The sequence below is a fragment of the Mycobacterium sp. SMC-13 genome, from assembly GCF_045311035.1.
Classification (GTDB): domain Bacteria; phylum Actinomycetota; class Actinomycetes; order Mycobacteriales; family Mycobacteriaceae; genus Mycobacterium.
On the sequence record NZ_JBJIAI010000001.1, the window covers coordinates 554,623 to 578,031 of the forward strand.

General features: G+C 66.7%; 21 protein-coding genes. 9 read left to right on the plus strand and 12 right to left on the minus strand.

Going from position 1 to position 23,409, the window contains the following annotated elements; genetic code table 11:
* Positions 1–98 precede the first annotated feature (98 nt).
* Together ACJH6I_RS02735 and ACJH6I_RS02740 are read right to left on the minus strand one after the other, a co-directional pair.
* Positions 99–869 carry an FkbM family methyltransferase gene (locus ACJH6I_RS02735; protein ID WP_406783687.1) on the minus strand — a complete coding sequence of 257 codons (771 nt, stop codon included), beginning with the start codon at positions 867–869 and terminating at the stop codon, positions 99–101.
* Between the two features lie 43 nt (positions 870–912).
* The gene (locus ACJH6I_RS02740; protein ID WP_406783688.1) at positions 913–1,767 is read right to left on the minus strand and encodes a glycosyltransferase; all 855 of its coding nucleotides are present in this window, start codon (positions 1,765–1,767) and stop codon (positions 913–915) included.
* Positions 1,768–2,649: 882 nt separating this feature from the next.
* Between ACJH6I_RS02740 and ACJH6I_RS02745 the strand changes: the two genes are divergently transcribed.
* Positions 2,650–3,966 (plus strand): UDP-glucose/GDP-mannose dehydrogenase family protein, encoded by a 1,317-nt coding sequence (locus ACJH6I_RS02745; RefSeq protein ID WP_212811482.1) that lies wholly within the window; start codon positions 2,650–2,652, stop codon positions 3,964–3,966.
* A 50-nt stretch (positions 3,967–4,016) separates the two neighbouring features.
* On the plus strand, positions 4,017–4,943 hold the full coding sequence (locus ACJH6I_RS02750; protein WP_406783689.1) for a glycosyltransferase: 927 nt from the start codon (positions 4,017–4,019) through the stop codon (positions 4,941–4,943).
* A gap of 23 nt (positions 4,944–4,966) precedes the next feature.
* On the opposite strand, the gene ACJH6I_RS02755 is transcribed toward ACJH6I_RS02750, so the two are convergent.
* The 3 genes from ACJH6I_RS02755 to ACJH6I_RS02765 are packed head-to-tail and all read right to left on the minus strand — an operon-like array spanning position 4,967 to position 7,424.
* The gene (locus ACJH6I_RS02755; RefSeq protein WP_212811480.1) at positions 4,967–5,761 is read right to left on the minus strand and encodes an ABC transporter permease; all 795 of its coding nucleotides are present in this window, start codon (positions 5,759–5,761) and stop codon (positions 4,967–4,969) included.
* On the minus strand, positions 5,758–6,495 hold the full coding sequence (locus ACJH6I_RS02760) for an ABC transporter permease (protein ID WP_212811479.1): 738 nt from the start codon (positions 6,493–6,495) through the stop codon (positions 5,758–5,760). Before ACJH6I_RS02760 ends, ACJH6I_RS02755 begins: the two co-directional genes overlap by 4 nt.
* The gene (locus tag ACJH6I_RS02765; RefSeq protein ID WP_029120693.1) at positions 6,492–7,424 is read right to left on the minus strand and encodes a daunorubicin resistance protein DrrA family ABC transporter ATP-binding protein; all 933 of its coding nucleotides are present in this window, start codon (positions 7,422–7,424) and stop codon (positions 6,492–6,494) included. The genes ACJH6I_RS02760 and ACJH6I_RS02765 overlap by 4 nt, the downstream gene beginning before the upstream one ends.
* 367 nt (positions 7,425–7,791) lie before the next feature.
* Here ACJH6I_RS02765 and ACJH6I_RS02770 point away from each other — a divergent pair, with 367 nt between their 5' ends.
* Positions 7,792–8,499 (plus strand): TetR/AcrR family transcriptional regulator, encoded by a 708-nt coding sequence (locus tag ACJH6I_RS02770; RefSeq protein WP_406783690.1) that lies wholly within the window; start codon positions 7,792–7,794, stop codon positions 8,497–8,499.
* Between the two features lie 58 nt (positions 8,500–8,557).
* Positions 8,558–12,091, plus strand: coding sequence for a DNA polymerase III subunit alpha (dnaE, locus tag ACJH6I_RS02775; protein WP_212811477.1), 3,534 nt, complete (start codon positions 8,558–8,560; stop codon positions 12,089–12,091).
* Between the two features lie 7 nt (positions 12,092–12,098).
* Here dnaE and ACJH6I_RS02780 read toward each other — a convergent pair whose 3' ends face one another.
* Together ACJH6I_RS02780 and ACJH6I_RS02785 are read right to left on the minus strand one after the other, a co-directional pair.
* Positions 12,099–12,932, minus strand: a complete 834-nt coding sequence (locus tag ACJH6I_RS02780; RefSeq protein WP_406783691.1) for a class I SAM-dependent methyltransferase — start codon at positions 12,930–12,932, stop codon at positions 12,099–12,101.
* A gap of 199 nt (positions 12,933–13,131) precedes the next feature.
* Complete coding sequence (locus ACJH6I_RS02785; protein WP_212811475.1) at positions 13,132–13,830, minus strand: hypothetical protein; 699 nt, start codon at positions 13,828–13,830, stop codon at positions 13,132–13,134.
* A gap of 79 nt (positions 13,831–13,909) precedes the next feature.
* Here ACJH6I_RS02785 and ACJH6I_RS02790 point away from each other — a divergent pair, with 79 nt between their 5' ends.
* Positions 13,910–15,421: a carboxylesterase/lipase family protein gene (locus ACJH6I_RS02790; RefSeq protein ID WP_406783692.1), complete on the plus strand. Its 1,512-nt coding sequence runs from the start codon at positions 13,910–13,912 to the stop codon at positions 15,419–15,421.
* 4 nt (positions 15,422–15,425) lie between these two features.
* Here ACJH6I_RS02790 and ACJH6I_RS02795 read toward each other — a convergent pair whose 3' ends face one another.
* From ACJH6I_RS02795 to ACJH6I_RS02805, 3 genes are read right to left on the minus strand one after another with little or no spacing between them, the layout of a single operon-like run.
* On the minus strand, positions 15,426–15,899 hold the full coding sequence (locus ACJH6I_RS02795; protein WP_212811473.1) for an RDD family protein: 474 nt from the start codon (positions 15,897–15,899) through the stop codon (positions 15,426–15,428).
* A gap of 9 nt (positions 15,900–15,908) precedes the next feature.
* Positions 15,909–16,718, minus strand: a complete 810-nt coding sequence (locus ACJH6I_RS02800) for a tat pathway signal sequence (protein WP_406783693.1) — start codon at positions 16,716–16,718, stop codon at positions 15,909–15,911.
* 29 nt (positions 16,719–16,747) lie between these two features.
* Entirely contained in the window at positions 16,748–17,671 is a 924-nt protein-coding gene (locus ACJH6I_RS02805) for a LysR family transcriptional regulator (protein WP_212811472.1), read from the minus strand.
* Between the two features lie 85 nt (positions 17,672–17,756).
* On the opposite strand from ACJH6I_RS02805, the gene ACJH6I_RS02810 reads away from it, so the two are divergent.
* From ACJH6I_RS02810 to ACJH6I_RS02825, 4 genes are all read left to right on the plus strand, one after another.
* Positions 17,757–18,578: an acyl-CoA thioesterase domain-containing protein gene (locus tag ACJH6I_RS02810; protein ID WP_406783694.1), complete on the plus strand. Its 822-nt coding sequence runs from the start codon at positions 17,757–17,759 to the stop codon at positions 18,576–18,578.
* A 123-nt stretch (positions 18,579–18,701) separates the two neighbouring features.
* Positions 18,702–18,947, plus strand: a complete 246-nt coding sequence (locus tag ACJH6I_RS02815) for a hypothetical protein (protein WP_406783695.1) — start codon at positions 18,702–18,704, stop codon at positions 18,945–18,947.
* Between the two features lie 138 nt (positions 18,948–19,085).
* On the plus strand, positions 19,086–19,970 hold the full coding sequence (locus ACJH6I_RS02820; protein ID WP_406783696.1) for an EamA family transporter: 885 nt from the start codon (positions 19,086–19,088) through the stop codon (positions 19,968–19,970).
* Positions 19,971–19,974: 4 nt separating this feature from the next.
* Positions 19,975–21,357 (plus strand): purine-cytosine permease family protein, encoded by a 1,383-nt coding sequence (locus tag ACJH6I_RS02825; protein ID WP_406783697.1) that lies wholly within the window; start codon positions 19,975–19,977, stop codon positions 21,355–21,357.
* Here the strand turns inward: ACJH6I_RS02825 and ACJH6I_RS02830 are convergent.
* Together ACJH6I_RS02830 and ACJH6I_RS02835 are read right to left on the minus strand one after the other, a co-directional pair.
* On the minus strand, positions 21,327–21,899 hold the full coding sequence (locus tag ACJH6I_RS02830; RefSeq protein ID WP_406783698.1) for a hypothetical protein: 573 nt from the start codon (positions 21,897–21,899) through the stop codon (positions 21,327–21,329). The two genes, ACJH6I_RS02825 and ACJH6I_RS02830, sit on opposite strands and share 31 nt — an antisense overlap.
* A gap of 368 nt (positions 21,900–22,267) precedes the next feature.
* A complete protein-coding gene (locus ACJH6I_RS02835) occupies positions 22,268–23,392 on the minus strand; it encodes an epoxide hydrolase family protein (protein WP_406783712.1) in 1,125 nt (374 codons plus the stop codon).
* Between the last annotated feature and the right edge of the window lie 17 nt (positions 23,393–23,409).

Sequence of the window (23,409 nt, forward strand, 5' to 3'; positions counted from 1 at the left end):
ATCTCCGCCCGCGAGATCGGCGCTATTGACGAAAGCGTCGATTTTGGCCGAGGCTGGAGCGTTGCCACGCCGGGGCGTGAGAGTCCGCCGAACTCCGGTCAGCGGCCGCTGAACACCTGACGGATGCTCGCCAGCTGCGCCGCGTTGTCCGGGTGAACGAAGATGAAGTTGTTCACATAGTCGGGTGAGCGCTTTCCGCCGACCGACTTGGCGTCCTCGGGCCGCTGCAATGCCCGGATGTCGAATTCGGCCACGTGCCGGAGCGCGCCCCGGTGCAAGAAATAGCCCTGGTATCCCATCGTGTCGAAAAAGGCGAAGGTCTGTGCGACACCCCCGGCGTTATGCCGCTCCTCGCATTCGACGATGCACGTCGGTTTTGCGGTTTCCAGAGTTCGTACGCCACCGCGGAGAACGGCAGACTCGTGACCTTCCACATCGATCTTCAACACGCCGAGTCGATTGAGCTCGAGTTCGTCGATGGTCGTCGTCGGCACGGTGATGGTGCGCAGCTCGAAACCCGGATTGGCGTCTTGTTGTAGTGAACTTCTGGTGAGCACATCGCGACCACGGCGGGTGGGGATATGAAATGTGGTCTCACCGATTCGGTCGGACAATGCCACGGGCAGAACCCGATTCTCCGGCTTGATGATCCGCCGCAAGCTGGACGCCATGACCGGATGTGCTTCGACCGCAATTACTTTGCGGAAACGGTTCAGTGCGTAGTACGAATAGACGCCCGCATTCGCGCCGACATCGAGAAAATCCTGGCTTGAATCCTTTAGTACCGCAAGGAGTCTGAGCTCGGGCTCACCTTTGCGCAACTCCCAGTTGACGAGTTGGCGGGCGCGGAGTGCTGATGCGGAGAACATATTTGCTATTCGGTGCATTCCTTGACGGGATTCGGAACGTGTTTCAGTGGCTGCCGGTGCGGTCGCGGAAGACTGCCGCGGTGCGAGCGGCGGCCTCGCGCCAGTTGCTGTAGTTGCCTGCCCAATTGCGCATCGACTCGCGGTCGACGCTGCGGGCCTTGTCACGTGCTTCGGCGAGGCCCGCGGCCAGTCCGTCGACGCCGAGTTCCACCGGATACAGGCGCTGCCCGCCGGCCAGGTCGACGAGGTGGTTGACCTCGGGCCCGATCACGGGGCAGCCCATGCTCAGTGCCAGCAGCGCACTGCCCGAGGTGAAGAAGCCGCGGTGGGCGATGACGGCGCCGTCTGCCGCGGCGAAGTACAGCGGGACCTCCGACTTCGGAATGCGTTTGGCGCACACGAGGATTCGCGGGTCTTCCCGGGCCAGCGCGAGATCGGCCGACACGTCGCCCTGGGGATGGCCGGCCAGGATCAGGCGATCCTGGTCTCTGGCGACCTTCTGGAAGGCGTGGATGATGTCGCTGATGCCCTTGTAGGGGCGCAGCAATCCGAAGGACAGCGCGACGAAGCCGTCTGCGGGCAGGCCGAGTTTGGCGCGCGCTTCGAGCTGCGACGGCGGCGCCGGATGGGAGTCGATGTAGTGCGGGTGGCGAACCACGGTGCACGGCCCCGTGTATCCGAACTCCGCTGCGAGCGTTTCCTGGGCGCTGGGGAAGTGGATGAAGACGTGGTCGACGAGCGCGAGCAGTTCCTTGCGGATGCTACGACCCAGGTCCGGATGTGGATCATCGTGTGGCACCAGATTGTGTGCCGTCCAGGCGATGCGCACGCCGCGCCGCTTCAGTGCTTGCAATTGGCGGTTGAATGCCGCGGCGCGGGCTTCGTATATCCACCGCACGTGGCTGGTATGCGCTTCGGTGGACCAATGCAGATGCAGCCAATCGCCACTGTGTAGCCGAGCCGATTCGATACTCAGAATATGCGGCGCGGAAACTTCCAGGCCTTCGGCGCGTAACCCATCGATCATGTTGGGCAAATAGGGGTTGTCCAACCAGTGTGGCCATACCGCCACCCGAATCGGTTTTGTTTCCTTGGCGGCTGGTGCATCCAGAGTTGGCTGTGCAGGCCGGGTGAGCGAACGAGCCATGCGGCGGACTCTACAGTTATCCGCCCCGAATCTGCCACATATCTGTGAATTACCGGGATGTGCGCCAATTTCCTTTGATTAACAAACCAAACGGACTTGTCGACGGCGCCGGGGTTTCCGCGGATTGCGTGGTCAGAGGGCCTTTCTGCGCGCAATTCTGACGTGGGCAACAATTGCGTTGCCGCGTATATCTCTGGCAAATAACGTCACGTTCAGTCAATTGACAGATATGTCGCCGGCCGGCAATCCAGTACCGCTGAATATCGTGTATTTCGGTGCGCCAATCGGTGCAATCGCATTCGCGGCACCGTCACAGCAACGTCGGGGCGACCGGATACACGCCCCGCGGCGCCGATCGAGCAAACCGTGCTGTCGCATGCCCGGATTCCGGGCCCCGGCGCCGGCCGCAACGCCGGCAGCCGTGTGTGCCGCCATCGGGATGGCCGAACCTCAGTTCGCGGCGTCTCACCGAAGCCCCGGCGGCGCAGTGTGGTGTACTTAGCTGCGACGGCTGCTGCTCTCGAATAAATCCCGGGTCCGTGCGTCCCGACCGAGCGTTGAGCGCGCTGAGATGATCGACCGGCGACCCCTCGGTGGTCGGAAAGTAACTGCGACGACGTGGAGTTCGGCTATATGAGATTGAGCGTGATTGGAACGGGCTATCTGGGTGCCGTTCACGCCGCTTGCATGGCGCATATCGGGCACGAGGTCGTCGCGTACGACACCGACGCGTCGAAGATCGCCGCCTTGTCGGCCGGCACCTCGCCGTTCTACGAGCCCGGGTTCGACGAACTGCTCGCCACGGTGCTGGCCACCGGCCGGCTGCGCTTCACGCAGTCGGTGCAGGAAGCGGTGTCCGGTGCGGCGGTGCACTTCGTCTGTGTCGGCACCCCGCAGATGGCCGGCTCCGACGCCGCGAACATCGAGTACGTCGACAGCGCCTTCCGTGCGGTGGCCGCCAACGCCGACTGTGCGGGGCTGGTCGTCGGTAAGTCGACCGTTCCGGTCGGCACCGCCCAGCGCCTCGCCGACGAGGTCGCGAAGACCTCCACGGATCTCGAGGTCGCGTGGAACCCGGAGTTCCTCCGCGAGGGCAAGGCCATCGAGGACACGTTGCAGCCCGACCGCCTGGTGTTCGGGGTCACCTCCGAGTACGCCGAGAAGACGCTGCAGGAGGTGTACGGCTCCCTGCTCGACGGCGGCACGCCCTATCTGACGGCGGACCTTCCGACGTCCGAATTGGTGAAGGTCGCCGCCAATGCCTTTCTGGCGACCAAGATTTCGTTCATCAACGCCATGGCCGAGGTGTGCGAGATCGTCGACGCCGACGTGACGGTGCTCAGCCGCGCGCTCGGGTACGACGATCGCATCGGCAAGCGCTTCCTCAACGCCGGCCTGGGTTTCGGCGGCGGCTGCCTGCCCAAGGACATCCGGGCGTTCAGCGCCAGGGCCGGTGAGCTGGGCGCCTCGGACGCGCTGCGGTTCCTGCACGAGGTCGACAAGATCAACCTGCGCCGCCGGGAGAAGGCCGTGTCGGTCGCGCGTGCGGTCGTCGGCGGGGAGTTCCTCGGCCAGAGCATCGCCGTCCTGGGTGCCGCGTTCAAGCCCAACAGCGACGACGTCCGTGACTCGCCGGCACTGAACGTGGCTGCCGCGATGCACTTGAAGGGCGCCGACGTCCGCGTCCACGATCCGAAGGCGATCGACAACGCCAAGGCGCGGTTCCCGACGCTCGGCTACTTCGACAGCGCCGAGGCGGCCTGCCGCAACGCGGATCTGATCGTGCTGGCGACGGAGTGGGACGAGTACACCAACATCGACCCCGAGGCGTTCCGCTCGGTGGTGAAGGAGCCACGACTGCTGGACACCCGGAACGTCATCGACCGCGAGAGCTGGTCGCGTGCCGGGTGGCAGGTGTACTCGCTCGGTCGCGGCGGACTGCACGTCTGATCCGCGGCCGCGCCGCTGCTCGACGAACTTGCGATAGAGGAGATTGATCCATGGCGGGTCAGACGATCGACGTCATCATTCCGGTCCGCGACATGGCTGATCACCTTCCGGGGCTGCTGCGGCCCTTGCTCGATCAGCTGTCCGACGGTGACCGGGTCACGGTCGTCGACGACGCATCGGTCGACGACACCGCGGCGGTGGCGCGCGCACTGGGTGCCCGCGTCGTGACGCTGACGAACAGCCGGGGTCCGTACTACGCGCGGCAGGTCGCCGCGAGCCGGTCGGACGCCGACATTCTGCTCTTCATCGACGGGCGCTGCCGGCCGCTGCCCGGCCTGCTCGACGCGCACCGGGCCCTGCAGGCGCAACCGGGAGTTGCGTTGTCGTGCACCAACGTTCGCACTTTGTCGGGCCCGACCGTGGCGGCCCGCATGGCCGCCAAGATGCAGCCGTTCATGCTGCCCCGTGGCGGCGGGGCGATGAAGGCCGTCGTCGGGATGGTGCCGCCGCGGCCCGACTACTACCCGACCTGCAATCTCGGTATCGACCGGATCGCCTTCGAGAAGGTGGACGGGTTCCGGGCGATGCGTGGCGGCGGCGACCTCGACATCTGCTGGCGGATCCAGGATCAGTCGCTCGGCACCATCGCCACCGACACCCGGGTGCTGATGGAGTGGGAGCCGCGGACCGCGATCCGCGATCTGGCCAGCCAGTGGAAGCGCTACGGCAACAGCAACGCGTACATCCGCTGGGCGCACCGCAATGACTCGGTCAGCAAGGGCACCCATGCGCCGGCGCGGGTCTCACCCGCGGAAGCGTGGACGACGATGCGTGCCGAGCTGCGCCGTCCACTGTCAGAGCTGGCGGCGACCGCCATCCTCGGAATCGCTTTCCAGTACGGCTATTTCGCGGCGCAGCTGAAGCGCAAGGAGTTCGAGATGCCGGTGCACTTCGACGTGTCCCGGGATTCCGACTAGGCCTAGGCCGAGTCTCGGCGGGCTCAGCCGTCGACCTTGCCGCCCTCGACTGCCGCGCGGTACGAACGCACCGCCAGCGGCACGACGACCGCCGCGATCACCACGAGCCACAGCGCCGCCACGGCGAGAGGCTGCCAGAACGCACCGCCGTTGGACAGGCCCCGCATGGCGGCGGCCGCGGGTGCGATCGGCTGGTAGTCGGCGATCGGCCGTAGCGCGGCCGGAATCTTCGCCGGCGGGATCAGCGTCGCGAACGCCAGGCCCATGCACGCGGTGTTGGTCCAGGTGAGGATCATCCGGCCCTGGGGTCGCAGGGCCAGGGTGATCACGATGGTCGCGAACACCACCACGATGGCGACGGGGATCAACAGATAGACCAGCAGCGCGATCCAGCCGCCGGAGAACCGGAAGCCCATCAGGTAACCGGCCGCCACCACGAACGCCGAGGCCGCAAAGGTGCGCAGCGCCTCGGCGAGCAGCGCGCCGGTCAGGGGAGACGTCCGCCGGACCGGCATGATCCACAGCCGCGTCAGCAGACCGCTGTCGCGGTCGTGGGGGACGGCCAGACCGGCGCCGATGGCGCCCGACATGGCACCGGCCAGCGTGCACACCGGGATCAGGACGTCCAGTCCGCTGTTGCCGGTGAGGCGGACCATCGACTTGCCGACCAGGATGCCGTAGATGAGCAGCAGCAGGGTCGGGAACACCAGGGCCTGCACGGGCACCATCGGGTACCGGCGCCACTGGATGAACAGCCGGCTCGCGAAGATCCAGCTCTCGGTGAGGCGCGAATGTTGGTGCTGCTTGGTCGGATTCACGATGAGCGCTCCTGAAGTCGAACCGCGACAGCGCCGAAGACGACCAACAGTCCGACGGTCCACGCGATGCCGGCGCCGAGGATGCCCGTGTCGATGTGACCGCTGGTGAATCCGCGCAGCGCGTCGGTGATCAGCGAAACCGGTTGGTAGCGCACGAAAGAATGCAGCCACGTGGGGAACGCCTCGACGGGCGCGAGCCCGGTCGACAGCATCACCAGGAACAGCTGGGGGATCAGCAGCAGCTGGCTGGCCACCTCGGCACGTCCGGCCTTGGAGCCGGTGGCGTCGGCGCCGAACGACACCGCCAGCGTCAGGGTCAGCGCCAGGACGACGAAGGCGGCCGCATAGCCGAAACCTGTGGTCAGCCGGAATCCGAACAGGTACGCGGCCAGCACCGACGCGACCAATGCCAGTAGTCCGCGGATCAGGCAGTAGGCCATGCGGGCCATGAACGGCGCATAGGGAGAGATGGGGAGCGTGCGCATGCGGGCGCCGAGCCCGCTGGCCTTCTCCCCGGCGGCCCGGTCGGTCGTGGTGAGGGCGCCGAACAACATCGCCTGGACGACGACCGCGGGCAGGATGTACTGCACGTAGCTCATGTCGCCGGTGGCGATGACGTCACCGAGCATGAAGGTGAGGCCGATCAGCGTGGAAACCGGCACGAGTACGGCGAAGACGAGGTCCAGCCAGCCCTTGCGGAGGATGCGGGCCGTCAGGAGTCCGAACGCCGTCACTTCGACTTGACCGGGGTGGTGAGGTGGAGGAACACCTCGTCGAGTGAGGGGCGGCGCAGCGAGATGTCGATGAGTTCGACGCCGATCTCGTCCATCCGGCGGAAGACCTCGGTCAGGGTCGCGACGCCGCCCGGCGCCGGGACGGACACCGTCGTCGCGTCGGTGTCGACCTCGATCTCGTCGAAATCCGCCAGGGCCGTGGCGATGCGCGGCAGGTCGTCCGGGTTGAGGGGCGTCATCTCGCAGTAGCTCGAGCCGGTCTGGCGCTTGAGCTCATCGGCCGTCCCGCGGGCGACGATCTGACCGCCGTTGAGGATGACGATGGAGTCGCTGAGGATGTCGGCTTCCTCCAGATACTGCGTCGTCAGGAGGACGGTGATGCCCTGAGCCTTCATCGAGGACACCAGATTCCACACGTCGCGGCGGCTGCGCGGGTCCAGGCCGGTGGTCGGCTCGTCGAGGAACAGCACCTTCGGCGGGACGACGAGGGACACCGCGATGTCGATCCGCCGGCGCATGCCACCGGAGTACCCGCTCACCTGGCGGTCCGCGGCGTGCCCCATGTCGAATTGGGTGATCAGTTCGTCGGCCCGGCTGCGGGCTTCGCCGCGGCGCAGCCCGCGCAGGCGCCCGAACAGGACGAGGTTCTCCCGTCCGGTCAGCCGGAGGTCGAGGGCGGCGTCCTGTCCGGTGACGCCGATGGACTGGCGGACCTTCGCGGGTTCCTTTGCCACGTCGTAGCCGGCGACGATCGCCTGGCCCGAGCTCGGCTTGAGCAAGGTGGACAGGATCTTGACCGTCGTCGTCTTGCCGGCGCCGTTGTGTCCCAGCAACGCACACACAGAGCCCGTGGGGACGGAAAAGCTCACGTCGCGGAGTGCGGGAACGGACCCGCCAAAAGTCTTGGCGACGTTAATGAGCTCGATCACGGACTCATACGATACAGAGAGCGACCGTGCATTCAATTCGCACAGCGCCCGCCGCGATGTGGACATCATCACTATGCGGCGCCGGGTGAGGGCCGCATCCGGCGCCCGATTCGGTTGCCGGATCTCTACGTCGGCGACAAATTTTCAGGCAAATAGGTAGCGGGACTCGTCGCCGTCACCGAATGGACCGCCCGTCGACCGCGGGACACGACGCCGTCTGTGCCGGTCACCGGACGGAATCGACCGCACGGCCGGGCCGCGGGGGGCAAGTCGGCCGGCCATTGGCACGGTTGCGGTTGACCACGTATCAGCTATGTCTTAGAGTTTGCTGAATTCGTAAATATCCCCTTCTGTGCGAGGACGTGGCATGGTGCATCTCGATGTTCTCCCAGTGAAGGCAACACGGCGCCGGGGTCGGCCGGCAGGCACCGATTCGGCACAGACACGGGCGCGCATTCTGGGCGCCGCGCGCGAGGTGATCGCGGTCCGTGGCTACCACGCCACCACCATCCAGGCCATCGCCGAGATCGCCGAGTTGAGCCGTCCCACGCTGCACTACCACTTCCAGACGCGCGAGGACATCTACCACTGCCTGCTGAACGAGATCGCCACGACGATCGACCTCTGCATCGCCCGCGCGGGCGCGGAATCCACTCTTCCATCACAGATTTCGGTGCTCGTCACCGAATTCCGCAATGCCGGCGTCCATGAACCGGGCAGTGTGGCACTGCTGGTGAGTTCCTATCTGGAGGCCGACCGGCTGCCCGCACCGCGCAGGGACGCAAAGGCCGCCGTCCGCAAATTCATGGACCAGGCCGTGCGCGACGCCGTGGCGCGCGGCGAGTTGCCTGCCGGGACGGCTGTGGCCCCTGTTGCCGATCTGCTGTACACCATGGTGTGGGGGCTCGGGTTCTACGCCGGCCTGGTGGCTGATCGAGACCGCGTCGAGGCGGTAACTAAGCAACTGCAACAGGTGTTGCACAAGGGGTTGCTGGTGGGTCCCGGCGCAACAGCAGACGGCGCGGCGGGCGGCGCTGCACCCGCGGCCGCCACGGGCTCGTCGCAGTCGGCCTGACGACACAGCCCGCGACACGCCGAGACGTGTCGGTGGCCCGTTTTAGACTGGCAGCCCTATGAGCCAGTTCGTGCACCTCCACAATCACACCGAGTACTCGATGCTGGACGGTGCGGCGAAGGTCAAGCCCATGATCGCCGAGGCGCTGCGGTTGGGAATGCCTGCCATCGGCATGACCGACCACGGAAACATGTTCGGCGCCAGCGAGTTCTACAACGTCGCCACCAAAGAGGGCATCAAGCCGATCATCGGCATCGAGGCGTACATCGCGCCGGCGTCGCGCTTCAACACCAAGCGCATCACGTGGGGTGATCCGAGCCAGAAGAGCGACGACGTCTCGGGTAGCGGTTCGTACACCCACATGACGATGGTCGCGGAGAACGCGACCGGTCTGCGGAACCTGTTCAAGCTGTCGTCGCTGGCGTCGTTCGAAGGGCAGCTCGGCAAGTGGTCCCGGATGGACGCGGAGATCATCGCCGAGCATTCCACCGGCATCATCGCCACCACGGGCTGCCCGTCGGGTGAGGTGCAGACCCGGCTGCGGCTGGGCCACGAGAAAGAGGCCATCGAGGCCGCCGCGAAGTGGCAGGAGATCTTCGGCAAGGAGAACTTCTTCCTCGAGCTCATGGACCACGGCATCGAGATCGAGCGCCGGGTTCGCGAGGGCCTGCTGGACATCGGCAAGAAGCTGGGCATCCCGCCGCTGGCCACCAACGACTGCCACTACGTCACGCGCGAGGCCTCGCACAACCACGAAGCGCTGCTGTGTATCCAGACCGGTAAGACACTGTCGGACCCGACGCGGTTCAAGTTCGACGGTGACGGCTACTACCTCAAGTCGGCCGAGGACATGCGGGCCATGTGGGATCACCAGGTACCCGGTGCCTGCGATTCGACGTTGCTGATCGCCGAGCGCGTCGAGTCCTACGCCGATGTCTGGAAGTTCCACGACCGGATGCCGATCTTCCCGGTGCCCGAGGGCGAGACACAGGCCACCTGGCTGCGCAAAGAGGTGCTGCGTGGCCTGGACCGGCGCTTCCCGGGCGGTCCGCCGCAGGAGTACCTCGACCGCGCCGAGTACGAGATCAGCGTCATCGTGCAGATGGGCTTCCCGGCGTACTTCCTCGTCGTCGGTGACCTCATCAGCCACGCGCGCGAGGTCGGCATCTGGGTCGGCCCGGGCCGCGGTTCGGCCGCCGGTTCGCTGGTGGCCTGGGCGATGGGCATCACCAACATCGACCCCATCCCGCACGGTCTGCTGTTCGAGCGGTTCCTCAACCCCGAGCGCGTGTCGATGCCCGATATCGACATCGACTTCGACGACCGCCGCCGCGGCGAGATGGTGCGTTACGCCAGCGAGAAGTGGGGCAGTGACCGCGTCGCCCAGGTCATCACCTTCGGTACCATCAAAACCAAAGCCGCACTGAAGGATTCGGCCCGAGTCCACTACGGGCAGCCGGGCTTCGCGATCGCCGACCGCATCACCAAAGCCCTGCCACCGCCGATCATGGCCAAGGACATCTCGGTGGCGGGCATCACCGACCCCAACCACGAGCGGTACAAGGAAGCCGCCGAGGTCCGCGCGCTGATCGACACCGACCCCGACGTCCGCACCATCTACGAGACCGCGCGCGGCCTGGAGGGCCTGGTCCGCAACGCGGGTGTGCACGCCTGCGCGGTGATCATGAGCTCCGAGCCGCTCATCGACGCCATCCCGATGTGGAAGCGCGCCCAGGACGGCGCCATCATCACCGGCTGGGACTACCCGTCGTGTGAGGCCATCGGCCTGCTGAAAATGGACTTCCTGGGCCTGCGCAACCTCACCGTCATCGGTGACGCGCTGGAGAACATCAAGGCCAACCGTGGCATCGATCTGGATCTCGACCACCTGAGCCTGGATGACCCGAAAACCTACGAGCTGCTGGCGCGCGGCGACACGCTCGGGGTGTTCCAGCTCGACGGTTCGGCGATGCGCGATCTGCTGAAACTGATGCGGCCGACCGGCTTCGAGGACATCGTGGCCGTCCTGGCGCTGTACCGGCCGGGTCCGATGGGTGTGGATGCGCACACCGACTACGCCAAGCGTAAGAACGGGCTGCAGGAGATCAAGCCCATCCACCCGGAGCTCGAAGAGCCGCTGCGCGACATCCTTTCCGAGACTTACGGTTTGATCGTCTACCAAGAGCAGATCATGCACATCGCGCAGAAGGTCGCGGGCTACTCGCTCGGCCAAGCAGACCTGCTGCGTCGCGCGATGGGTAAGAAGAAGAAGGAAATCCTCGACGAGGCCTACGGCGGGTTCGCCGACGGCATGAAGCAGAACGGCTTCTCGCAGGCCGCGATCACCGCGCTGTGGGACACGGTCCTGCCGTTCGCCGGCTACGCGTTCAACAAGTCGCACGCGGCCGGCTACGGCCTGGTGTCGTTCTGGACGGCGTATCTCAAGGCCAACTATCCGGCCGAGTACATGGCGGGTCTGCTGACCTCGGTCGGTGACGACAAGGACAAGGCCGCGATATACCTGGCGGATTGCCGCCGCCTGGGCATCACGGTGCTGCCGCCGGATGTCAACGAGTCGGTGCACAACTTCGCCTCGGTCGGCAAGGACATCCGCTACGGGCTGGGCGGTGTGCGCAACGTCGGCGCCAACGTGGTGCAGTCGATCATCGCGGCCCGCACCGAGAAGGGGAAATACACCGACTTCTCCGACTACCTCAGCAAGATCGACATCACGGCCTGCAACAAGCGGGTCACCGAATCTCTGGTCAAGGCAGGCGCTTTCGACTCGCTGGGCCATGCCCGCAAGGGCCTGTTCCTGGTGCACGCCGACGCGGTCGACTCGGTGCTCGGCACCAAGAAGGCCGAGGCCATGGGCCAGTTCGATCTGTTCGGTGGCGGAGACGCCGGGGATGCCGGCGATGCCGCCTTCACCATCAAGGTGCCCGACGACGAGTGGGACGACAAGCACAAGCTCGCCCTGGAACGCGAGATGCTGGGTCTGTACGTTTCGGGCCACCCGCTCAACGGTGTCGCGCACCTGCTCAATGCGCAGGTGGACACCCAGATTCCGGCCATCCTTGAAGGCGCTGTCGCCAACGACTCCCAGGTCCGCATCGGCGGCATCCTGGCGGGCGTGGTGCGGCGGGTCAACAAGCAGGGATTGCCCTGGGCCTCAGCGCAATTGGAAGATCTCAACGGTTCGGTCACCGTGAACTTCTTCCCGAAGACCTACGCGGTGTTCGGCGCCGACATCATGGACGACGCCATCGTGCTGGTGAGCGGCAAGGCCCGGGTGGAGGACGAGCGGGTGTCGATCTTCGCCAGTGACCTTGTGGTGCCGGACTTTTCGAATGCACAGGCCGACCGCCCGCTCGCAGTGAGCCTGCCGACCCGGCAGTGCACCCCGGAGAAGGTCAGCGCGCTCAAACAGGTGCTGGCCCACCATCCGGGCACCTCTCAGGTGCATCTGCGGCTCATCAGTGGCGACCGGATCACCACCCTGGAACTGGACCAGACGCTGCGCGTGACACCGTCGTCGGCGTTGATGGGCGACCTTAAGGCGCTGCTGGGTCCGGGCTGCCTGGGCGGGTAGTCGCTGCTCAGAAGCCGTAACGCAGGATCCGGGCTTTCCGGGCACCGGCGCGGGTGCGCCCCGTCAGGCGGGTGGCGATCCGCAGCAGCCAAGGAAACAGGTCGACCTCGGGCTGATGGGCCAGGCTGGCTTCTTCGATGAGGTGCATTCGGGGATTCCAGGTCAAAGGGTGCCGGGCGTCTTTGAAACCCGCGTAACCCAGTTGGCTGCCGACGTCTTTGAACATCTTCTGCGGCAGGTACTTGAACGCCGCGAGGCTGATCGGCCCGAACTGTCCGTAATCGTTGAACGCCAGCTCGCCGTGGTGGAAATGTTCGGTGACGCTGCGGAACGCACCGGCTATGACGGGCTCGGTGAGGAACGCGAACAGCCCGTCCGCCACGAGCATGGTGGGCCGGTCTGCGGGAATCCCTGCGGCCCAGTCTGTTTCGGTCACCAATGCCACCACCGTGTGACAGTGCGGATTCGCCGGCAACAGCTCGTCGCGAACCCCGGAGATGCCGGCCAGGTCGACGGTGTACCAGTCGACCGTCGGCGGCGGTGCGACCCGATAGAAGCCGCTGTCGAGGCCCCCGCCCAGATCGACCACGACCGCATCGGGATGGGATGCGAGGAACGCAGCTACGCGGTCGTCGAGCATCTTGGCGCGCAGCGCGGTCTGGCAGACCACGCTGGTCTGGACGCCGAGTGCGGCGAAGTCGTAGTCGATGGCCGCTACTGCGGCATCTGCCCAGGTGTCCCCGAGAATCGGGTGGGGCCGCCGGCTGTCGAGGGCCCTCGCGTACACGGTGAGCAGGGCGGTCCGTTCCACAGGCGTCAGTGACGTGACAGCTATTCCCATCGTTCCGACCATACGCCATCATTCGAGCTGAACGTTTCGGCCAAAACGTTTAGCGCCCTGTGGATTTCGCGTCTCGCTGTACCTGAGTTGGCGGCCTGTCGTCGAGAAGTACGCAGCCGGGATCGAGGCGCTCTACGCAGCCGATCCGGGTCCGACGGTCCACGAACCGAAAGCGACTGTCGCCGCGGCGAATTGACCCTCAGGCCGTGGTGCAGGCGAACTTCAGCCCAACGCCCTCGGGTGCCGGGAGCACCGGCGTCAGGCAGCCGAAGGTCTGGATGCCGGCATCACTGAACCGGACTGCGGTGCGGCGCGCGTAGTTCACGCAGACCGGCCCGGTGGCGTCGGCGCGGCATTGATAGTCGCCGAACCGCAGGCTCTGGCCGTCTTTGAGCTTGGGGCCGGTGCCCTTGTTGAATCGTCCCGGATCTCCGTGCACGGAACCGACTTCCGCTGTCGGCCCCTCGAAGTCGACCCAGCCGCCCACCCAGTGGCCATAGGTATCGGCCGGTTGTGGTGGCGGGGACTTCAGGTGTGTCAGGCAGGCCAGCGTGCCGTTGAAACTCTTGTCGGTCATGCAGTTCGCCCCGGAGGCGGTGGTGAACGCGATGTCGGTACCCAGATCGGTGGGCGTACCGTCGCGTGTCGCGGTGTGGAATCCCGCCGGGTCGGCCGGGGTACCGGCCTCGACCCAGGCGATCACGTCGGCGACGGGGGCGCCCGCGGGCGGCGGCGTCGTGGGTGCGGCTTTCGGCGTCGGAGCCGGCGGCCGACTCGATGGTGCGGTGGCCGACAGCGACGGCTCCGAGATCGCCACGCCGGGTCGTCCGTGCTGGTCTGACGTGGCGGCACAACCCGCAACCAGGGCACATGCCGCGAGGACCACCGGAAGTCGCATGCCCGCCAGGGTAACCGGCACTACCGCAACACGCGGCTCAGGCACCCCGGTGATTACAGATTTTCGATAGTGTCCATTTATGCACGAACGTACCGTCCGCGTGACCATCGACAGCGGAACGATCGAGGGTTTCACCCGTGACGGCGTGCACCGTTGGCGTTCCGTGCCCTACGCGCGGCCGCCGGTGGGCCCGTGGCGCTACCGGGCCCCGCAACCGGTGCAGCCGTGGCGCGGCGTGCGGTACTGCCATGGCTTCACGTACTGCGCGCCGCAGGACCGCAAATTCACCATGCTCGGCGTGGGCAAGTACCAGCCGATGGGTGAGGACTGTCTGACCCTCAACGTGGTGACACCCGAGCAGCCCACCGGCGAGCCGTTGCCCGTGATGTTCTTCATCCACGGTGGCGGCTACATCCTCGGCAGTTCTGCCACCCCGATCTACGACGGGGCCGCACTGGCGCGGCGCGGCTGCATCTTCGTCTCGGCCAACTACCGGCTGGGTGCGCTCGGCTGCTTCGATGTGTCGACCCTGGCCACTGCGGAGCACCCGCTGGACGACAACCTGTTCCTGCGCGACCTGGTGGCGGCGCTGAAGTGGGTGCGGACCAACATCGCGGTTTTCGGCGGTGACCCGGACAGGGTGACCATCTTCGGGGAGAGTGCCGGTGCGCACGCCGTCGCGACGCTGCTCGCCGTGCCGCAGGCGAAAGGCCTTTTCCACCAAGCGATTGCCGAGAGCCCCGCCAGTGGCATGGTGCGGTCACCCGACGCGGCGGCCCAGTTCGCGAAGCAGTTCGCCGCGCAGCTCGGCGGCGGTGAGCGCGACGGCGCCGCCGCGCTCATGGCCGCGAAACCGGCTGAGCTGTTGGCCGCGCTGGACCGCGTCATCCATGGTGCGGTGGCCGACATGCCGGGTGCCTTTCCGGCCGGCCCGGCGTACGGCACCGAGTTCCTCCCCGAGGATCCGATGGTCGCGATGCGCGAGGGGCGGGCCCACCAGGTGCCGCTCATCGTGGGCAGCAATGCCGACGAGGGCCGCCTGTTCACCAAGTTCATGCAGCTGCTGCCCACCAACGAGGCCATGATCGAACGCATCCTGGCCCATGTCCCGGCCGAGCAACGCGCCCGGATCGTGGGGGCCTATCCGGGCTACCCGCAATCGGCCGACGCCTGTATCAAGCTCGGCGGCGACTTCGCTTTCGGCACGGCGGCGTGGGATATCGCCGGCGCGCACATGCGCCACGCGCCCACGTACGCGTACCGGTACGACTACGCGCCGCCGGCGCTGCATTGGACGGGTCTGGGCGCCACGCACGCGACCGAACTGCTCGCCGTGTTCGACGTGTACCGGACCCCGCTGGGTTCGGTACTGACCGCCGCCATGGACCGCAAGTCGGCGTTGCGGATCAGCAATGACGTGCAGAACCGCTGGCGGGCGTTCGCCCGCACGGGCGTCCCCGGCGAGGGCTGGCCACGGTACGACGCCGACGACCGCGCCGTGCTGGTGTTCGACCGCAAGACGCGTGTCGAGTTCGATCCCCGGGCCGAGCAGCGTCAGGCCTGGGAAGGCTTTTCACTGGTCCACGGCTAGGCCGCTACTTCTTGACCACCTGGGTGCCGCCGGCGAGTTCGTCGTGCCGGCCCTGCTTGCAGGGGCTGGAGCTGATGGTGACGGCGATGAAGATGTATGCGATGAACGCGAGCAGCCCGCCGACCCACGGGATGATGGTCAGCAGGGTGAACGAGTTGCGGATGGCCGACTGCTTGAGATCGGGTTTCGGCATGCCGTGCGGGCCGCGGACGCTGAGGCCCAGCACCATCTTGCCGGGCGTCGCGCCGGCCAGCACCTCGAACAGCACGAAGTACAGGAAGGTGCCCAGCCCGGAGAACAGGCCGGTCACCATGATGTCCGACATCGAGCCGATCGAGAAGGCGCCGAAGAAGGCCAGCACTCCGACGATCAGTCCGTCGATGAACCGCGCGAAGAAACGGGGCAGCAGGTCGCCGGGATGCACCGGGGTCGGTGCGCCGTAAGCGCCTGAGGTTGGGTAGTTCTCGCCGTAGGTCATGACGTCAATTTACTGCCGATTGGCCAGCAATATCTGGCTTAACCGCGTAGTGGTGGCCTGGCCGTCCGCATTGCCGCCGGCGCCGTTCAACGCGTTCATGACGGCCAGCGTGAAACGTTGTCCGGGACCGGCGAATCCGACGGTGTTGGTCACCCAGCCGCCCTGTTCCTCGGACCAGCCGTCCTTGTTGCCGGGCGCCATGTTCGGGCCGGCGCCCCAGACGCCCCACTGCTGGATCGGATCGACGTTCTGCATGGCGTTCACGATCCAGGCGGTCTCGTTGGGCCGCAACCGGGTCAGCATGTAGTTCACCATCTGGTCCAGATCGTCGGTGGTCGACTTCTGAAAACCCCAGTAGGGGAACATGTCTCCGAATCCCCGCTGGGGTTGGACCCGCGTCATGCCGAAATGCGGGAAGTCGTTGTTGAAGATGGTGTGGTCGGGTCCGCCGTACCGCGTCCACAGGGTGTCGGCGGCGTCGTTGTCCGAGGTGTGCAGCATCTTGCCCATCAGGGCGATGTCGTTGTCGGTGAGCCGCAGCAGCCCAGCGCTCTGCCGGGCGAACAGGTCCACCACGATGCCGAGCTTGATGGTCGAGGCCGTCCAGACCATGTCTCCGGCATGCGAATTGCGGTACACCGCACCGGTTTTGCGATCGCGGAGCACGTAGCCGACGGTGCCCGGCCGGGTGGCCAGGTAGGCGTCTGCCGCCGCGACGCGTTGCTGCGCATCGCAGGCACCGGTACATTCGGCGCGCGCGGCGGGCAGCGCGGATCCGGTCAAAAGTGTTGCGACCAGCGCCGCCCTGAGCAGTTTCACGCCGGTAGCCTCCCAGATCTCGGTCAGTGTCATTCGGTGCCGACGGCCTCGGGGCGCGGCCACGTCGGTAGGGGCACCGGTCCGTCGCCCGGTCGCAGCCGGTCGAGCACGGCCCGCAGCGGCGGCCAATTGGTGCGGCCCTTGCGGGTGACGGCGTAGGCGGTGTGGATCACCGTCGGCCCGGCCAGCGGGACGACCTTGATGCCCGCGCTGGTGGGGCGTTCCAGCGGCAGCAGACCGACGCCGTATCCGGCGACGATCAGATCCTCGACCAGCTCCAGGCTGTCGATCTGATGGGCGATGCGCGGGGTGAATCCGCTCAGCGCACCCAGCGTGCGGACGGCATCCTCGTCAGCGGTGTTGCGCGAGTTGACGATCCAGGTCCGGTCCGCGTAGTCGGACAGTTCGGCGGGTCCGTGGGCTTCATCGGCCGGTAGGCCCAGGCCCCACGGAATCGACCACAGCGCAAAGCCTTCCAGCAGGGGACTGGGGGAGGCCGGAGCGAGGTTGTAGTCGTAGGTCAGGGCCAGGTCCAGGTCGTCGTCGGTGAGGAGCGCGAACGCTTCGATGGGCTCGTATTCGCTGATGGCGACATCGATTCCGGGGTGCTCCTTCGTGAGTTCCGCCAGGATCGGCAGCAGCGAGACGCGGATGCCGGTGGCGAATCCGCCGATCCGCAGCGTGCCGACGGGTTCGGCGTCGGAATCGAGGTCCAGGCGCGCCGCGTCGACGGCGGCGAGAATGGTGACCGCATGATCGGCCAGGCGCTGTCCGGCCGGTGTCAGCCTGACTCTGCGGCCTTCCGGTTCGATCAGTTGGGTGCCGGTCTCCTTGGCGAGTGCGGCGATCTGTTGCGACACCGTCGACGTCGTCAGATTGAGGTTTTCGGCGACGGCCCGCATCGACCCCAGGCGTGACAGCGCCAGTAGGAGGCGCAGCCGTCGGGTGTCCATCCGACCATTGTCCAGGAAATCTGCATGATTCTGCGTCCTCCGGCCCGAAGTTATGAATATTTAGTCAATGTGCGACGATCCGAAAGTGACCGCACGCCCCGCCCACTTCATCCCGATCGACGCCGACCGGGTCCAGCCGACCCGATTCGCCCAGAGCCTGTGGGGTGAAGACCACCTCAACGGTCCGGCGGTGGTGGGGCTGGCCGCCCACGCACTGGAGGCCGCGTTCGGATTGCCCGACTTTCTGCCGGCCCGCCTCACCGTCGACCTGTTCCGCGCCGCGCGCGGCGTGCCGACGACGACCGAGGTGAAGTTGGTCCGGGACGGGCGACGCGTGCGTAATTCCGAGTGCGACGTGGTGCAGGAGGGCGTGGTCGTCGCCCGGGCCACGCTGGTGCAGTATCGGCTCGCCGAGGCGCCTCCCGGCGAGGAGTGGTTCCGCACAACCGATTTCGAGCCGCCCACGGAGATCGACGGCGGTCTGGCGCCGTACATCAGCAGTGACGGCGTGGGCTGGACGCGGGCCATCGCCGAGCATCAGAACACGGCCCGCAAGCGCTACGTCAACCAGCCCCTCGACGTCATCGAGGGCGAGACCAACACGCCGTTCGTCCGGGCCGCCGTGGCCGCCGAGGGCACCAGCATGGTCACGAATCTGGGGACCGCGGGCATCGGCTACATCAACGGCGACCTCACCGTGGCGTTGACGCGGCTGCCGCAGGACGACTGGGTCGGCGTCGAGGCCGAGACGCACTGGGCGGACCGCGGCATCGCGGTCGGTGCCACCACGCTGTACGACAGCGCCGGGCCGATCGGTACCGGGCTCACCACTGCGGTCAGCAATCCCGCCGCTCAGATCGATTTCGGCCACAGCCGGTTCCCCGATCGGATCAGGCGGGACGTGTAGCGCTCCGATTGTGAAGCGCTGCAGAAGGTTTAGCGACGGGACGCATGCGGTAACCAAGAACTGTCCGAGCAATCCGTGGGGTGGGACACCCCGCAATCATCTGATTGGAGGATCGCGATGAGGATGAAGAAAACAGCTGTCACCACTGCTGTTGCCGGTGCTCTGTTCGCCGGTGCCGCAGGTGTTGGCACAGGCATGGCCGCGGCGAGCATGACGCCGCTTCCCGGGCCGACCGTGACGGCACCGCCGGCATGGGCGCCCCCGAAGCCGGCCGAACCGGCGTGGTCGATGGGTAATCCCCAGGTCTGGGATGCCGGATGGAACCACTGGGGCGTCTGGGTGAACGGCACGTTCGTTCCGACGTTCTGATCGGTTCGGTTCTGATCCGGATCACGAAGGAGCCGTTGTTGCAGTCGTTGCAGCAACGGCTTCATTCATGAATTGCGAACGATATGTCCACGATTATCACGTGGACATGAACATTCTGGTTCCCGTTCAATACAACGCATGACCACCGCAGCGGCGCGAAACGGCGCACTCATGACCGTCGCGTCCATGATGTCGGTGCAGCTGGGCGCCGCCCTTGCGGTGAAGCTCATGGACGGCATCGGGCCGGCCGGCGTGGCCTGGCTCCGCCTGGCCTGGGCCGGCACGTTGATGCTGCTGTTCGTCCGGCCGCGGCCGAAGTCGTTCACCCGCTCGGCGTTCCTGTCGTGTGTCCTGCTCGGTATCGCCACCGCCGGCTTCACGGTGCTGTTCATGGTGGCGGTCTCCCGCATTCCGCTCGGCACCGCGAGTGCCCTGGAATACCTCGGCGCGCTTGCCGTCGCAGTGGCCAAGGGGCGCGGACGCGGACGGCTGCTGTTCCCCGCGATGGCGGGCACCGGCGTCGTTCTGCTTACCCAACCGTGGGCTGCTGCCGTCGACCCCGTGGGTGTGCTCGCCGCGCTCGCTTCAGCGGTCTGCCTCGGTGCCTACATCCTGCTGACACAGCGCGTGGGCGACGAGGTCTCCGGCATCACGGGTCTGGCGGTGTCCATGCCGGTGGCCGGGCTGGTCGTCACCATGGTGGCCGGTCCGGCTGTCGTCGGCCATCTGACGCCGCACCTGCTGCTGGCCGGCCTGGGGCTGGCCATCCTGTTGCCGGCCATCCCGTTCACGCTGGAGATGCTGGCCCTCAAGCGCCTCACGGCGGCGGCGTTCGGCACGCTGATGAGCCTCGAACCCGCATTCGCCATGATGCTTGGGCTGATCGTGCTGCATCAGGTGCCGGGGCTGCCCGCCGTCGCCGGTCTCGCACTCGTCGTGCTGGCCGGTGTCGGCGCCGCCCGCAGTGGCGCTCGACCCGTGGCCGGAGCGGACCACCAGGAACCGGTCCTCGTGGTCGAATAGGGGCATGACGCCACCGGCCACCGCGCTCACCGCCTCGCCGTTCACCGGCCGCACCCCCAGCCGGGCCGGGGACCTGTCGGTGGAAACCCATGGCATCGCCCCGGTTCCGGCCGACCGCCGGTACGGCACGCCGGGCCGGTTGTTCACGGTGTGGTTCGCGCCGCAGATCAACATGACGTGCGTCTTCACCGGCGCGATGATCGGCGCGCTCGGTCTGGGGTTCTGGCTGGCGATGCTGGCGATGCTCGTCGGCACGGTGCTCGGGTCGCTGGTCGTCGGCTACCTCTCCACGCTGGGCGCGCGCACCGGCACCGCGCAGCTGCCCGGGGCGCGGCTGGCTTTCGGCGGTTTGATCGCGGTACCTGCTGTGCTGCAATGGCTCTCGTCGGTGGCATGGGACGCACTGGTCGGTCTGTTCGGCGGCGAAGCGCTCGCCGTCCTGCTCGGTATCCCGTTCTGGGCGGCGGTGCTGATCGTGCTGGGCGTGCAGGGCGCGGTCGGGTTCATCGGCTACGAGCTGATCCATCGGCTGCAGGCCGTTCTCACCGTGGTGTTGTTCGTGACGTTCGTCGTGTTCGCGGTCAAACTCGTTGCCGGACACCAGGTTGTGACGCCGGCGACCGCGCACGGCGCCGACCTCGCCGGCGCCTTCGTGCTGGCGGTCACCATTGCCCTGAGCCTGGCCGTGTCCTGGGCCAGCTATGCCGCCGACTTCAGCCGCTACCTCCCGGCGGATTCCACGCCGCGCAAGGTGTTCGGGTTCAGTTTCGCCGGGCTGGCCGCCGCGTACGTGTTCGTCGAGACCATCGGCATCGCCGCGGGCAGTCTCATCACCGACCAGACTGCCGAGGGCGTGCGGTCGGTGATGGGCGGGGGAGCACTGGGTGCCATCGCGCTGGCGGTCATCGCGCTGGCATCGGTGGGCTCGGGCGTGATGAACGACTACAGCGGTTCCCTCGCCCTGCAGACGCTGGGCGTCCGCGTACGGCGGCCAATCTCTTCGCTGGTGGTGACGGCGCTGGCGTTCGGCCTCATCCTGTGGCTCCACACCGGCGACACCGCAACGCGATTCACCAATGTGCTGCTCCTGATCAGCTACTGGATTCCCGCCTTCGCGGCCATCGTGATCGTCGACTGGCGCCGCCGAAGCCGCGGCCGGCAGACGGTGGATCCCGCGGCGGAGACGACGCCGCGCGCCGACGCCATTGCCGCGCTCGTCGCGTTCGCGGTGGCCTACGGCGCCGCGATCCCGTTCATGAACACCACGCTGTTGCAAGGGCCCGTCGCCGTGGCGTGGCATGGCGCCGACATCGCGTACTTCGTGAATTTCGTTGTCGCGCTGGTGGTCTACGGCAGCTACCGGCGGTGGCGAGCGTCGCGAGTGTGAGTCCTATGCAGGTGATTTCGCGATAATCCCTGCGTAGGACTCACAGTCGTCAGATCGGACAGCCGGCCCCCGGTCCAGCCTTCGGCTTCGAGCAATGCGATCCGATCGATATCCCACGACCGCTGCCGGCGGTCCGTCCAATGGTGCACGCCGTCGTACTCGACTGCCACTTTCCACTCGGGCCATCCCATATCGACGCGGATACGGAGGTGACGGAACTCGATCTGCGTTTGTGGCGTCGGTAGACCCGCACCGACTAGAACGAGCCGCAATCTGCTCTCCTGCGGAGACTCCGCACCGCCGTCGACCAGCCCAAGCATGGCTCGCAGTCTCGCTGCACCCGGGACTCCACGGTGTGCCTCGGCGACCGCTGCCACATCGGCCGCCGTGATGCGGGTCGCGTTGAGCACCGCGTCGACAATCGGAATTGCTTGTGGTGCAGGACGAGTGCGGCCGATGTCGAAGGCCGTCCGGGCCGCGGTGGTGACGGTGATGTCACCGACTACGCACAGTTCGCACGCGCCGACAGTCCACGACCGCACGGCGAGCCCAGCCTGAGACCGCCGATTTGCGCGCAAGATCTCCGCGGGGTCGCTTGGGTCCAACCATTTTGTGCCGAGCACCGCGGCTGCAGACAATCCGCACAGCGGCGCACCGCTCGCGAGCCAAGCGGCTTGTGCTCGGAGCTTCGCCGTCAGTTCGATATCGCGCGGTAGGTATACATCGCGGAATATCGACCGGTAATCGCGGGCAAGATCATGTCTGGTGAGCGCTCCCCGGCGTACTTCCTGACTTCCGATGAATGGTTGCATGGCCACACCGTCGGTAGCGACACCGACGAATGTGAGTGCTGTGCACCCATAACTGGCTGCTTCTGTGCATAGACCTCACACTGGGGATAACTCAGTCGTCAGCGCACCGTCGCGAAGAACGCGCGCACGTCGTCGACGAACAACTCGGGCTGCTCGAATGCAGCGAAGTGGCCACCGCGCGGCATCGTGGTCCAGTGGGTGATGTTGTAGCCGGTCTCGCACCAGGACCGTGGCGCCCGCAGGATCTCCTTCGGGAACGACGCGACACCGGTGGGCAGCTCTACCTTCTTCTGGCCACCGCCGAACACCCGGAAGCTCTCCCAGTACAGCCGCGCCGATGATGCCCCGGTGGCCGTCGCCCAGTAGATCATCACGTCGTCGAGCATCTCGTCGCGACTCAGCGCGCTCTCCACGTCACCATCATGGTCGGTCCACGACCAGAACTTCTCCACGATCCACGCCAGTTGCCCCACTGGTGAGTCGACCAGGCCGTAGCCGATCGTCTGCGGACGCGTGGACTGCTGCTTGGCATAGCCGGAATCGACGTCCTGGTAACGCTTCAGCGCCGCCAGCGCATTCTGTTCCTCGGCCGTGAACTCCGTCGTGCCGGCGGCGGGACGGCCCATGGGCATGTTGGTGTGGATTGCGATGCAATGACCCACGTTCCGCCCGATCTGGGTCGTCACCGCCGCACCCCAGTCGCCGCCCTGCGCGCCGTAACGGGTGTAGCCGAGCCGCACCATGAGCTCGTCCCAGGCCCGCGCGGTCCGCTCGACGCCCCAGCCGGTGGCGGCGGGTTTGCCCGAGAAGCCGTAGCCGGGCAGCGACGGACACACCACGTGGAAGGCGTCTTCGGCCCGTCCGCCGTGCGCGGTCGGATCGGTCAGCGGGCCGATGACCTTCTGGAACTCGGCGATCGACCCGGGCCAGCCGTGCGTGATGACCAGCGGCAGCGCATCGGGGTGCGGTGACCGCTGATGGATGAAATGGATGTCCAAACCGTCGATTTCGGTGACGTACTGATCGAACCGGTTCAGCGTGGCCTCGCGGGCCCGCCAGTCGTAGCCATTGGCCCAGTAGTCGGCGAGGGCGCGCGTGTAGCCCAGCGGAATGCCCTGGCTCCAGTCGTCGACGCACTCGGCTTCCGGCCACCGGGTGTTGGTCAGACGATGGCGCAGATCGTCCAGCACGGCGTCGGGCACGGCAATCTGAAACGGGGCAATGTCAGTCACAGGATCCA